The sequence below is a fragment of the Ilumatobacter nonamiensis YM16-303 genome (genome assembly GCF_000350145.1).
Lineage (GTDB): Bacteria > Actinomycetota > Acidimicrobiia > Acidimicrobiales > Ilumatobacteraceae > Ilumatobacter_A > Ilumatobacter_A nonamiensis.
On sequence record NZ_BAOL01000284.1, the window covers coordinates 1 to 12060 of the forward strand.

Annotated in this window: 12 protein-coding genes; 4 read left to right on the forward strand and 8 right to left on the reverse strand. The window is 67.7% G+C overall.

The features are described from left to right. Nucleotides 1-34 precede the first annotated feature (34 nt). The 4 genes from phnE to ON45_RS19725 all read right to left on the reverse strand — a co-directional run bounded on the left by phnE (nucleotide 35) and on the right by ON45_RS19725 (nucleotide 5136). Nucleotides 35-1765, reverse strand: a complete 1731-nt coding sequence (phnE, locus tag ON45_RS19710) for a phosphonate ABC transporter, permease protein PhnE (RefSeq protein ID WP_051063462.1) — start codon at nucleotides 1763-1765, stop codon at nucleotides 35-37. Next, nucleotides 1762-2619 (reverse strand): phosphonate ABC transporter ATP-binding protein, encoded by an 858-nt coding sequence (gene phnC, locus ON45_RS19715; protein WP_051063464.1) that lies wholly within the window; start codon nucleotides 2617-2619, stop codon nucleotides 1762-1764. Before phnC ends, phnE begins: the two co-directional genes overlap by 4 nt. A 113-nt stretch (nucleotides 2620-2732) precedes the next feature. Beyond that, the gene (locus tag ON45_RS19720) at nucleotides 2733-3893 is read right to left on the reverse strand and encodes a phosphate/phosphite/phosphonate ABC transporter substrate-binding protein (protein WP_051063465.1); all 1161 of its coding nucleotides are present in this window, start codon (nucleotides 3891-3893) and stop codon (nucleotides 2733-2735) included. 127 nt (nucleotides 3894-4020) lie between these two features. After that, nucleotides 4021-5136, reverse strand: coding sequence for a TIGR03364 family FAD-dependent oxidoreductase (locus ON45_RS19725; protein WP_040496358.1), 1116 nt, complete (start codon nucleotides 5134-5136; stop codon nucleotides 4021-4023). 164 nt (nucleotides 5137-5300) lie between these two features. Between ON45_RS19725 and ON45_RS19730 the strand changes: the two genes are divergently transcribed. Further along, complete coding sequence (locus ON45_RS19730; RefSeq protein ID WP_206537743.1) at nucleotides 5301-6074, forward strand: GntR family transcriptional regulator; 774 nt, start codon at nucleotides 5301-5303, stop codon at nucleotides 6072-6074. After that, entirely contained in the window at nucleotides 6071-6763 is a 693-nt protein-coding gene (locus tag ON45_RS19735; RefSeq protein WP_040496344.1) for a phosphonatase-like hydrolase, read from the forward strand. Before ON45_RS19730 ends, ON45_RS19735 begins: the two co-directional genes overlap by 4 nt. A 62-nt stretch (nucleotides 6764-6825) precedes the next feature. Here the strand turns inward: ON45_RS19735 and ON45_RS19740 are convergent, their stop codons facing one another. Genes ON45_RS19740 through ON45_RS19750 form a run of 3 tightly spaced genes read right to left on the reverse strand, consistent with a single transcriptional unit; the run spans nucleotide 6826 to nucleotide 9926 of the window. Further along, the gene (locus ON45_RS19740) at nucleotides 6826-7950 is read right to left on the reverse strand and encodes a zinc-binding dehydrogenase (protein ID WP_051063466.1); all 1125 of its coding nucleotides are present in this window, start codon (nucleotides 7948-7950) and stop codon (nucleotides 6826-6828) included. A gap of 27 nt (nucleotides 7951-7977) precedes the next feature. Next, nucleotides 7978-8667, reverse strand: a complete 690-nt coding sequence (locus ON45_RS19745; protein WP_206537744.1) for an HD domain-containing protein — start codon at nucleotides 8665-8667, stop codon at nucleotides 7978-7980. After that, nucleotides 8664-9926, reverse strand: a complete 1263-nt coding sequence (locus tag ON45_RS19750) for an alpha-D-ribose 1-methylphosphonate 5-triphosphate diphosphatase (RefSeq protein ID WP_083915190.1) — start codon at nucleotides 9924-9926, stop codon at nucleotides 8664-8666. The genes ON45_RS19745 and ON45_RS19750 overlap by 4 nt, the downstream gene beginning before the upstream one ends. Before the next feature lie 225 nt (nucleotides 9927-10151). On the opposite strand from ON45_RS19750, the gene ON45_RS19755 reads away from it, so the two are divergent. Beyond that, on the forward strand, nucleotides 10152-10811 hold the full coding sequence (locus tag ON45_RS19755; protein ID WP_040496346.1) for a Crp/Fnr family transcriptional regulator: 660 nt from the start codon (nucleotides 10152-10154) through the stop codon (nucleotides 10809-10811). A 112-nt stretch (nucleotides 10812-10923) separates the two neighbouring features. After that, a complete protein-coding gene (locus tag ON45_RS19760) occupies nucleotides 10924-11520 on the forward strand; it encodes a cyclic nucleotide-binding domain-containing protein (RefSeq protein WP_040496348.1) in 597 nt (198 codons plus the stop codon). Nucleotides 11521-11683: 163 nt separating this feature from the next. Here the strand turns inward: ON45_RS19760 and rpsJ are convergent, their stop codons facing one another. Further along, entirely contained in the window at nucleotides 11684-11995 is a 312-nt protein-coding gene (gene rpsJ, locus ON45_RS19765) for a 30S ribosomal protein S10 (protein ID WP_040496350.1), read from the reverse strand. Nucleotides 11996-12060 lie beyond the last annotated feature (65 nt).

Here is a 12060-nt window from a genome sequence, read left to right on the forward strand (position 1 = left end):
GGAGCGCCAGAACTGTTCACGAGAACGGGTTGGGTCAGAGGATCTGTTTGCGGACCCAGCCGGCGAGGAGCTCGATGGCGTAGACGACGACGAAGATCACGATCAGGATCGCGCCGGTCGTCTGCCACTGGAGGACGCGCAGCGAGTTGAACAGCAGGAAGCCGATCCCGCCACCGCCGACGATGCCGAGCACGGTCGAGACACGCAGGTTGATGTCGAGCACGTAGAGCAGGTTCCCGACGAGCGACGGCATCGCCTGCGGGAGCACGGAGACGCCCGTTTCCTGGAGCCGGGTCGCCCCGGTGGCGAACACCGCTTCCCGCGGGATCGGGTCGACCTCCTCGACGGCGTCTGCGATCAGCTTCGCGAAGAATCCCGCCGTTCCGACCACGAGCGCGAACGAACCGGCAACCGGACCCAGTCCGATCGCGGACACGAACAACACCGCCACGATCAGCTCGGGAATCCCGCGGAGGAACACGATGAACACTCGCGAGATGGCGTACACGGTGCGGTTGACCGCGACGTTGCGTGCGGCCAACAACCCGAGCGGGACCGACACGATCGTGCCGAGGAACGTGGCGACGAAGGCCACCGCGATCGACTCGAGCATCCCGGTCCAGATCCCGTCACCCGCTGTGCTGAAGTCGGGCGGGAACAACCGCAGTGTGACCTCCCAGATCTTGCCGATCGATTGGAACAACTCGACCGGATCGAGACGGACGGCCCAGAGCGCGTAGCCGAGGAGCGCGGCGAACAGCGCTCCGTAGACCGCCTTCACGCGTCGCTCGCCGACGAACGGGGGCCGCACGGTGGCACGGTCGAACGGGTCCATACCGTCGGACTCGGGACGCGCTTTGCGGAATCGGTGGAACAGCGCGGCACCGACGCTCGCGCGTGGTGCACGGCGGCCCGCCTGCGCCCGGTCGGCACCGAGGAGGGTCGAACGGACCGCAGCGGACAGGAACTCCATCAGCGTGATGAACACGAAGATGACGACCACGATCGCGAGCGCCTGGTCGTACTGCAGCGACCGCAGCTTCTGCTGGAGCAGGAATCCCACGCCACCGGCACCGACGATCCCCAGCACGGTCGACGAACGGAGGTTGATGTCGAGGCGGTACAGCGTGGTGGCGATCATGCTCGGCATCACCTGTGGCAACACCGACGTGACGATGGCCTGCCACTTCGTCGCGCCCACCGAGACGACCGCGTCACGGGGTCGCTCGTCGATCTGTTCGATCGCGTCGGCGAAGAGCTTGCCGACCATCCCGATCGAGTGGAGACCGAGCGCGAGGATTCCGGGGAGTACACCGATCCCGACGGCGCGCACGAAGATCGCGGCGAAGATCAGGTCGGGGATCGCTCGGGTCGCCACGATCACTCCGCGACAGACCGCCATCACCGCCGGATGCGGAGTCGTGTTGCGCGCCGCGCCGAACGCCAGCGGAACCGAGAGCACGATCGCCATCGCGGTTCCGATGACGGCCATCCACAACGTCTCGAAGGTGAGTTCGATCGCGCGGTCGAGATCCTCGAAGTCCGGGGGGAACATCCGCCCGAGCAGGTTCCACATGTCACCGAGTCCGCTGAAGATGGCGGTGAACGACATGTCGATGTACCACCAGCCCCACACGGTCGCGGCGAGGAAACCCACGACGACCAACCGCAGCAGTACTCGCTGACGGGTGAGGGGAGGACGCAGGCGGGGTGTCGGAGTCGGCGGCGCGGGCGTCGCCCGGTCCAGCACGTCGACGTCGGTCATCGGCTGACCTCGGCGGCGCGCAGTTCCGCACCGGCCGCTTCGACGCTTCCTTCCGGTCGCGTGCCGGGCTCGACGCGCCGGTAGACGTCCATGACCTCCTCCTGGTCGAGGTTCGCCACCGAGCGATCGAGCACCATCCGTCCGTCGCGCAGGCCGACGATGCGGTGTGCCCACCCGAGTGCCAACTCGACCTGGTGCAGTGTGCAGATGACCGTCAGCTGGTCCTCGGCCACGATCCGGAACAGCACGTCCATGACCTGCGCCGACGACTCCGGGTCGAGCGAGGCAACCGGTTCATCGGCGAGCAGCAGTTTCGGCCGTTGCATCAGTGTGCGGGCGATGGCGACGCGCTGCATCTGGCCGCCCGACAACGTGTCGGAGCGCTGGAACGCGCGGTCTCCCAATCCGACCCGATCCAAGTGGTCGAGCGCCTCGAGGCGGTGCGCTTTCGAGTACGTCAGTGTGCCGAAGCGCGGCCCGCGCAATCGACCGAGTGCTCCCGACAGCACGTTCTCCAGGCAGGTCAGACGACCGACGAGACCGAACTGCTGGAAGACGAAACCGACCTCGCGCCGCAGCTCGCGCAGATGCGCCCGACGGGCGTGGACCACGTCGAGACCCATCACCTCGACGTCACCTCCGGTCGGATGGTGGAGTCCGTTGAGGTGGCGCAGCAGCGTCGACTTGCCGCTTCCCGAGAGTCCGATGAGACACAGGAGTTGGCCCCGCGGCACGTCGAGGCTGACACGGTCGAGCGCGAGTGGCCCGTTGGGGAACTTCTTCGACAGATCCTTCAATCGAACGATCGGATCGGCGTCGGGGTCGACGTGTGGGGAGGCGCTGTTGGCGGTCACGGGGTGTCTCCAGGCGTGGTGGTGAGGGGCGTGCGGATGAGATCGGAGAACGACCGAAGGGGGCCGCCGTCTCGGCCGGCCCCCTCGGTTCGATGCGGTTCAGCGAAGGACGGTCAGCCTTCGCACTGGGCGGCGCCGGTCTGGTCACACACGGCACGCACGCCGTCGTAGAAGGAGTCGTCCACGGGGACCCAGCCCCAGGCGTTCTCGTCGGTCAGTCCGCAGGTCTCGACGTCCTCGCAGATTCCGCGCTCGACGAGGCGGGTCGTGTTGGCCTCCTCGATGACGATTCGGTTGATCTCGTCGACCAACGACTGGGGAAGACCCGTGCGCAGTGCGATGGGCGATCCGGCGATCACCTCGGACTTCCAGACGGTCTCGATGTCGCCTTCGGCGATGTCACCCGATTCGATCAGGATGTTGTCGACCATGGCGTCGAACGCGAAGCCGGCCTCGCAGTCGCCGTTGTCGACCGAGATCACCGCGGCGTCGTGCCCACCGGCGAACACCGGCGTGACACCGCTCTCCGGATCGATGCCTTCCGCGATGAGGCCCGCCGACGGGTACAGGAACCCCGAGGTCGAACCGGGATCGACGAAACAGACCTGGCGGTCCGCGAACTCGGCCAGCGAGGTGATGTCGCTGCCGGTCTTGACAATGCCGTAGCTCTGGTAGCCGGGCTCCTCGCCCTCCTCCTCGATCAGCGCGCCGACCGGCTCGATCTCGGCACCGGCGTTCTTGGCGATGACGTAGGCGAACGGCCCGTACTGGGCGAGGTCGACGCGGTCGGCGACCTGCGCTTCGATGATGCCGGCGTAGTCGGTCGCCTGGAAGAACTCGACCTCGATGCCGAGGTCTGCTTCGAGTACCTGGATGAGCTTGTCGTAGCTCTCCTGCAACGCGGTCGATTCCTCGGCCGGAACGGCACCCATCACCAGGGAGTCCGGCCAATCCGACGTGTCGACGTCACCGGAGGCCGCATCGGTGCCCTCCGTCTCGGCGGCTTCCGTCGTCTCGGTCTCCGCCTCCGTGGCTTCCGTCGCGGCGGCCTCGGTGGCTTCGGTCTCGGCTTCGGTCTCGGCTTCGGTGTCGGCCGCTTCGGTGGCGGCCGTTTCGGTGTCGGCGGCCTGGGTGGTCTCCGACGAATCGGCTTCGTCGGCCGAGGCCTCGTCGTCGCTGCCGCATGCAGCACCGACGAGTGCCAGCGACGCAGTCAGCGCGATGAGGGTGGTCCGCGCGCGGCGGGGGGTGGGGGATGAGTGATGTACGTTCACGGAGAAGTTGTCTATACCGGTCGAGTGAACGAGGAATGGCGCCGCTTCATCGGCGACGTGAACACTCGACGAACCGGTGAAGCGTCCGCTGTGTCCGTGGGCACAACTCGGGTGTGCAGAGGTTCGACTACGAGACCAGATCGTCGAGAACTTGTTCAGCCAACCCGAACGCGGTGGTCATCCCGATCCCGGAGGTGACGGTGACGATCCGTGCCGTGCTCGTCGGTGCCGCGATCATGAACTCTCCGTCCGCTGCCGCGTACACGCCGCGCCATCGCGAGCGAACCGTGAGCCGGCGCGTACCGAGGAGGGATGCGGCCTCGGCGAGAAGGAGCTCGTCGTACTGCTCGTCGGCGTACGGCAGATGCGTGCGCGCGTCGTGATGGGTGTCGCCGATCGCCAGCGTTCCATCGGGCAGTTCGGTCAACATGAGGTTCATCGCGCAGTCGAGGAGCTCGGGGCGTTCGGCACGCACCCGCTCGCGCACCCGCGCCGCGCTCGGGCAGGACGAGAACCCGGAATACCGCAGGAGCGACAGCCCGGACAGCACGGCGGGGTGGACCGGACGCCCGGTCGGGTTCTCCACCTGCAGCATGTGCAATCGGCACCGCTCGACACCGGCGGCGTCGGCGACGTCGGGGAAGATGCGATCGACATCGTGGCCGACGCACACCACGACATCGGTCGCCTCGATCGGACCGCGACTGGTGCGCGCTCCCCCATCGACGACGTCGAGCAAGGACGTGTTCCACGAGAACGAGACCCGCCGAGTCCGCTCGAGCCACGCGGCAATCGCCGCAGCCGCGCCGCGGGGGTCGACCCGCAGATCGGCCGGCAGCCACGCCCCACCCACGACGCTCCCACCGCTCGGAATCCGTGCCTCGACCTCACCGGGCTGCAGGATCTCGACGTCGCCGTGTCGGGTCGCGGCGAATTCGTGGAGCACGGCGAACTCGTCGTCCGAGCGGGCGACGACCACCGTGCCCGCCTCCTCCGCACGGAAACCGGCGTCGCGGGCGAGTTCGAGCCAGGTCGATCGACCGGCAGCACCGAAATCATGCGCACGCCCCGTCTGCGCCGTGAGACAGATGTGACCGAAGTTCCGGCTCGATGCACCGACCGCCCGGTCGTCACGTTCGATCACATGAACACGCAACCCGCGCCGCTGGGCGGCGTGTGCGTGGGCGAGGCCGACGATCCCCGCACCCACCACGAGCAGATCGACGCGCTCCTCCGACTTCACGTGTCCCACCCTGCCCGTCACCGGGTCGCTCACTGCATTCATCTCCCAGTTATACAGACAACGTTCGGGCAGAGTTCATCGTGAGTTCAATCGCATCAGCCCACCATGGGGGGATGTCCGACGTCGCAGTTCACCGGCGAACGGGAAGTTGTAGGGTCAAGTCCGTGACCGCCCGCCATCAACAGGTCGCCGACGAGCTGCGGCGCCGCATCTCCGAGGGCGAGATGGAGATCGGCGAACCGCTTCCCTCCGAGTCGGAGATCGCCAACGAGTTCGGGGTCTCACGGGGCACCGTCCGTCAGGCGGTCGGCGCGCTACGCAGCGAAGGTCTCATCGCCGGCGGTCGCGGCGCACCGCCCGTCGTTCGGACCAACGCCCTCCCCGCGTCCTTCGAAGCACTCCAATCGTTCTCCGCGTGGGCCGTCGAGGCCGGTCACGAACCGGGCCAACACACCATCGAAGTGGCCCGCCGCCGACCTGAGTCCGCGGCCGCGGATGCGCTCGGGCTCACCGAGAACGATGTCGCCGTCGAGGTACTACGGGTCCGTTCACTCGATGGGCGACCGATACTGGTCGAACGGATGACGTTCGTCGAGTCGGTCGGACGCCACCTCTTCGACTTCGATCCCGACACCGGATCGATCTACGCCCGTCTGATCGAATGCGGCATCGACATCGCGGTCGCGCGACATCGATTCGATGCCGTCGCCGCCGACTCGATCGATGCCGAATTGCTCGGTATCCCGCTCGGGTCACCGCTCCTACGCGAACGGCGAAGGACGACCACGCCCGACGGCGTGCCCGCCGAGTACGCGGACGACCGTTACCTGCCCGACGCCGTCAACTTCGCCATCGAGAACACCCGGCGGGGCGACGATGTCCCCGGCGGAAGCTGGCACCGAGATGCGGTGCTCGATCCGACCTGGAGGAACTCATGATCTCACTCGTGGCCCTGGACATGGCCGGCACCACCATCGACGAAGGTGGCGCCGTGTACGAAGCGCTGCACGCCGCCGTCGCCGAGCACCCGATCAACGTCGGCTCCGAGGTCACGGCCGCCGACGTCCAGCAGTGGATGGGAGCCGAGAAGCGCACGGCGATGCGCGAACTCACGCGGCTCGCGTCCGGTGCGGTGGCCTCCGACGCCGTCGTCGAGGAGATGTACGAGCAGTTCCGAGATCAGCTGCGTGCGACCTACGCCGCGACCCCGCCGGTTCCGGTGTCGGGCACGAACGAACTCTTCACCGAATTGCGGACACGTGGAATCCGCGTGGCGCTGACCACGGGATTCTCACGCGACATCGCCGAGCCACTCGTGCGATCGCTGGGATGGCAGCCCGGACCCGACTCACCGATCGACGCGGTCGTCTGCGGCGACGAGGTCGCGGCGGGACGACCGGCGCCGTACATGATCTTCCGAGCGATGGAGCAGACCGGGATCGAGACGGTCGACCGGGTGCTCGTGGCCGGCGACACCGTCGTCGACCTCCGCGCAGGGATGAACGCCGGGGTTCGCATGGTGATCGGCGTGGCCACCGGCAAGTTGACGTTCGCCGAACTCGGCGCCGAACCGCACACGCATCTGCTGGCCAGCGTGGCCGACATCCCCACGGTGCTCGACGCCTGACCGAGCCGTTCCCGGAAGCGTTCGTCTCGGAATCACGATCGACTCGCGACGAGAACGAAACGTCAGTCCGGTCGAACGGCGACGCGGAGCCAGTCGCGGGTGTTCGTCTCGGCGAACGCGTCGTCGAGCCGGGCGAGCGGAAGCGGCGGCGACACGAGCAACTCCCACGGGTACTCGTGGACGGTGAGGAAGTCGACGGCCTCGCGGAGGTGGCGGGCGGCGTAGTTGTGGACGCCCACCATCGTGATGCAGCCGGCGATCAGGTCGACACCTTTGATGTCGAGCAGCGAGTCGGGGTGAACGAGTCCGGCGAGTACGTAGGTTCCGCCGGGCCGGAGCAGCCGAATCCCGTCGTGGACGACCTTCGCGACGCCGGCGACTTCGATCACGGCATCGAACGAATGGTCCGCGAACCGTTCGGTCTCGCGTGCGAGCACCCCGTGCGCGCCGAACTCCGCTGCGAGATCCAGCCGCGACGCGACGGCATCACTGATCCACACCTCTCGTACACCACGCGACCGCAACAGCGCCGCTCCGTAGATCCCAAGCAACCCTGCCCCCTGGATCAGGACCCGATCCGCTCCCGCAGGGACCTTCTCGACGACGGCCACCATCGTGGCCAGGGCGCAGTTCGCCGGGACGACCGTGGAATCCGCCAGCGCGTCGGGAACCTCCACCACCGTCGTTCCGGCGCGCAGCACGATGTGGCTGGCGAAGCAGCCGTCGAGTCCGTGGGTGTCGTCCAGTCCGGCGTGCCCGTACTTGAACAACGACTCGCACTTCTGCGGAATCCCCCACTCGGTACACGGTCGACAACGTCCACACGTGTCGACCAGTGTCCAGGTGACGCGACGCCCGACCAGGGACCGCGGTCGATCGTCACCGACCGCAACGACCGTGCCCACCGCTTCGTGTCCGAGGACGGACGGGACCAACCCCGGTCTCCGGCCGTGGAAGGTGTGGGCATCCGACCCGCAGATCGTCGCCAAGTCGATCCGGACGAGCACCTCGCCGGCGTGCAGCGCGACGTCGACGGCAGCTCGATCGTGGACGAAGGGTTGCTCGACGCCCTGGAACAACATCCGCTCCCGATCGATCCGCGTCGCGGCATCGTGCGGAGCCGCCGACGAGGTGTCGGAGCGGGGTGCGGGTTCGACGCGCGAGATGGTGGTGTTGTCGGACGACATCGAGAACTCGGTGCGGAGCGACCGACCTCAGCGAGGGTCGCTGTCCTCGACGGCGGGAATGCGGACGATGACCGACTCGACGAGCGTCCGGAACGTGTCGAGTGACGGCACCGGCGCCCCGACCTCCTTGGCGAGGTCATCCCAACGACGGAGCGCCACCGCGGGGGCGGACCCCGGGAGCGCCGCGAACCGCTCCGCCTCGGCGGACGTCATCGGACCGCCTTGGAGCTCCATGCTCCGGATCGAGGCGGGCGACAACACGTCGACGTACTCGGGGTCGATCGCACACAGATAGCGCTTCGCCGAGACGTGGAGTCGAATCGGCTCGGTGATCGACTCGGGGAACCACGTGGCGAGGAAGCGCGCGCCCAGGTCCTCGTGGCGGAGGTCCTGCGGAGCCACCCCTCGATCGGTATCTCCGTGCGTTCGCGCGGTGTGGACGTCGATGTCGACGAGGAGGTGCCCGATGTCGTGGAGAAACGCTGCGACGATCGTGGTGACGGACGCCGGAGCCGCCATCGCGTGAGCACCGCACTGCAACGCGTGCGCGGTCTGGGTCACCGACTCGTCGTAGTTCTCGGAGCCCCGTTGCTCGTAGACATCGATCAGGGCATCGGCCACGGCCTCGGCGGACTGGAGCATCGTCCAGCGCATCCCGCCCCGGGCAACGGCACGTCGGTCGGCGCCCGGGGCGTCCGGGTGTCCGACGGTGCTCACCGGATCACCCCGTGGGTCGCAACCACATCCTCGGGCCGCATCACCGCGTGCACCGTCGGAAGTCTCCTCGCGAAGTCGACCAGCACCAGGTCGGCGCGCATGCCCGGTGCGAGACGACCTCGATCGTGCAGGCCGACGGTGTCGGCGGGGCCGGCGGTCACCAGATGGACCGCGTCGGCGAGCGAGCAGAGGCCATCGTGCACGAGTGATCCAACGGCCCCGAGCAGCGAGAACGGGAGGTAGTCCGATGCCAGACCGTCACACACACCACGGCCGATCAGCGTCCGTGCGCTGGCATTTCCGGAGTGACTCCGGCCCCGAACGACATTCGGGCCGCCGCAGACCGTGCGCAGCCCGCGCTCTCGCGCCCGTCGCGCTGCCTCGAGGGAGGTGGGGAACTCGGCGATGACCGCCGATCGCGAGACCGCCTCGTCGATGTCGTCGGCCGACGTCGGATCGTGCGCCATCAAGCGGATCAGGCCGGCTTGCGCACGCTCGCCCAACCAGTCGAGCGCGGCCTCGATGTGGTGCGCGCGGCCGGCTCGATGCTCGGCGATCTCGTCGATGTGACGCCGGCTCTGCGCAACCGACATTCCCGTCGCACCCGCCACGTAGCGCTCGTACTGCGTGCGGTCCCGATACTGCCCGGCGCCGGGGGTGTGATCCTCGAACGAGACCAGCGGCGTCCGTGCCGACAGCACGTCGTGTGCGGCGCGGAGGCGGTACGCGAGCGCTCCGAGCCCGTCGGGGTCACGCACGTCGAGTCGGTGCAGAACCTGATGGTCGACGAGCGCATCAGGATCGGCCGCACGCTCGGCGACGGCCTCGTTCATCCGCTCCGCGTTCTCGACCGTTCGGTCGTACTTGTGACTGTTCTCGTAGGCGATGCCGTGGAACACCGTCGTCACGCCGGCTGCTCTCAACCTGCCCTCGAACGAGCGGAGTGCGACCCCGTGGTCGAGTTCGACCTGTGGCCGCGGTCGGATCTCCTTCTCCAACCCGTCGGAGTGCGTGTCGACGAGCCCGGGAATGCAGGTCAATCCCCGGCCGTCGATGTCGTGCGACCGGCGGCACGACGCGCTCCCGACCTCGACGATCGTGCCCTCACGCACGACGACGGTGGCGTCATCGACGACCGTCTCCGCCAACACGGCGCGCACGTTGCCCAGCACGAAGGACGGAGGGCGCCGGACGCTCACACTGGCGTCGTCGGATGCGATGGTGCCGGCGGCGGCGACGGACGGGGAGCTGAGGGTCATCGAGCGACTCCTTCGAGGTCGGGCTGTACTCCGCCGTGATCGGGGCGCGCCGCACGAATATCCACATGTGCAGACAACACCGGCCGTGTGGCCACCAGGCGACCCCCGAGCGACATCGTGGTGGCCGTTGGCTGAACAATCACGAGCGGGGTCACGCTCGGCTCGACCGACGGGAGCGGCTCGGGCCGCTGTCGTTGTGCGTCGGTCCGATACGTTTGCAGGTCGATGACCGAACGCGCCCTGCTCGACCGTGTGAGCGTCGAGACTCGGGCCGCCATCCGGGCCGCCGGCCGACAGGTGATCATCCCCGACGGCAACTTCCTCCTGCGCGACGGCGAATCGGCGACCGCGGCGTTCTACGTGCTCGACGGGTTGTTGAAGATCGTCAAGACGTCGCCCGGCGGACGGGTGTCGGTCGTCGGGCTCCGCGGGACCGGCTGCCTGGTCGGCGAGTTGGCGCATCTCGCGCCCGCTCCGCGATCATCATCGCTGCAAGCCGTGTATCGGACCGTCGTCCTGCGGATCGACTACCCGGCGCTCGACCGGCTGTTGGTCAACCACGCCGACTTCGCGCACGTGATGCTCGAGGACCTCGCCGTCCGACTCCGCGAAGCGACCTACCACCTGCACGAGGTGATGACCGCGAGCGCGATCACCCGCATGGCCGCACGCCTCGAGCAGCTCGCCGACGAGGTCCAACCCGAAGCGGAACTGTCCCTGGCGCTCCCCGTCTCGCAGCAGGAACTCGGGGAGTGGGCCGGCTTGTCACGAGCCGGTGCGGTCAAGGCGCTGCGGATCCTCCGCGAGCGTGGCGTCATCGAGACCTCGCGCCTCGCGATCGTGATCAAGGACCTCACCGCGCTCCGGACGATCGCGTCGTCCTGAGCCTCTCGGGTCTCCGTGCGTGACGGACGTCTCACCCGTTCTGGTCACTGGTAGCCAGACCGACGTGGCCATTCGTGCCCTTGATGGGGACGTCCCCGGATCAGGAGCACCAATGACGACGACACCCATCGGCAACGCGACGAGCACGACGATTCCGCACATCGCACAGCACGGGTGGTTCAGCCGTCGCCGGCGGGCGATGTCCCCGCAGGATCGAAACGCCACCGCGCTCGAGTTCCATGCATTGGCATTGGCCGTCGGGCACGAGCATGCTGGCGAGGTTCGCTCGCTGCTGACTGCGATCCCGATCGAGGCCGGGGCCGCGATCACCCAGCAACTACGACTTCCCCGTCAAGCCTTCTTCGTGTTGTCGGGTCGTCTCGCGATCACCGTCGACGAGCACCCGGTGGCAGTACTCGGTCCGGGCAGCTTCTTCGGAGAGTCCGACACCACACGCCTCCAACGCCGCAACGTTCCGCGCGTTCATCCGCTCGGAAGAGTCGTGCTCGGCGTCGCCGGCCCGATCGAGCTTCCCGAGATTCACCGCCTGGTGCCCGACCTGCCGACCTTCACGACGATCGCCGAGGTGGAGCCGATCCTCCCGCCGGCAACCGTCCCCGAGGCACCACGAGTCGAAGAGCGCGATCTCGATCACGACGACGTCGACGACGTGATGGGCCTCGGTCTGCTCGAGCGGATCGCCGGCTGACGCTGGAGAACCTCACATCCGCCCGGGGGTAACGGATTCGGCCGAGTCGGGGGACCCTGGCCGAATCCGACCCCCGGACGCGCAAGTGGACGAGCCCGACGGGGGCTCGTCCACTGTGCAGTGTTCGTTTCGTTGTCGAAACCGGACGGGCGAACCCGTCAGATCAACTCTGGATCTTGATCTCGATGTCGACGCCCGCCGGCAGCTCGATGCGCTGGAGGCTGTCGATGGTCTTGTTGTTCGGGTTCACGATGTCGATCAGGCGCTTGTGGACGCGCATCTCGAAGTGCTCCCGGCTGTCCTTGTCGACGTGCGGGCCACGGATGACCGTGTAGCGGTGCTTGTCGGTGGGCAACGGGATCGGGCCGCGCACGGTGGCGTCGGTCCGGGTGACCGTCTCGACGATCTTCTTCGTCGACTGGTCGATGATCTCGTGGTCGAACGCCTTGAGGCGGATGCGGATGTTCTGTGCCATGGGTCAATTCCTCTTTCTCAGAACGTCCGGATCAGGCGATGATCTTGGTGACTCGGCCGGCGCCC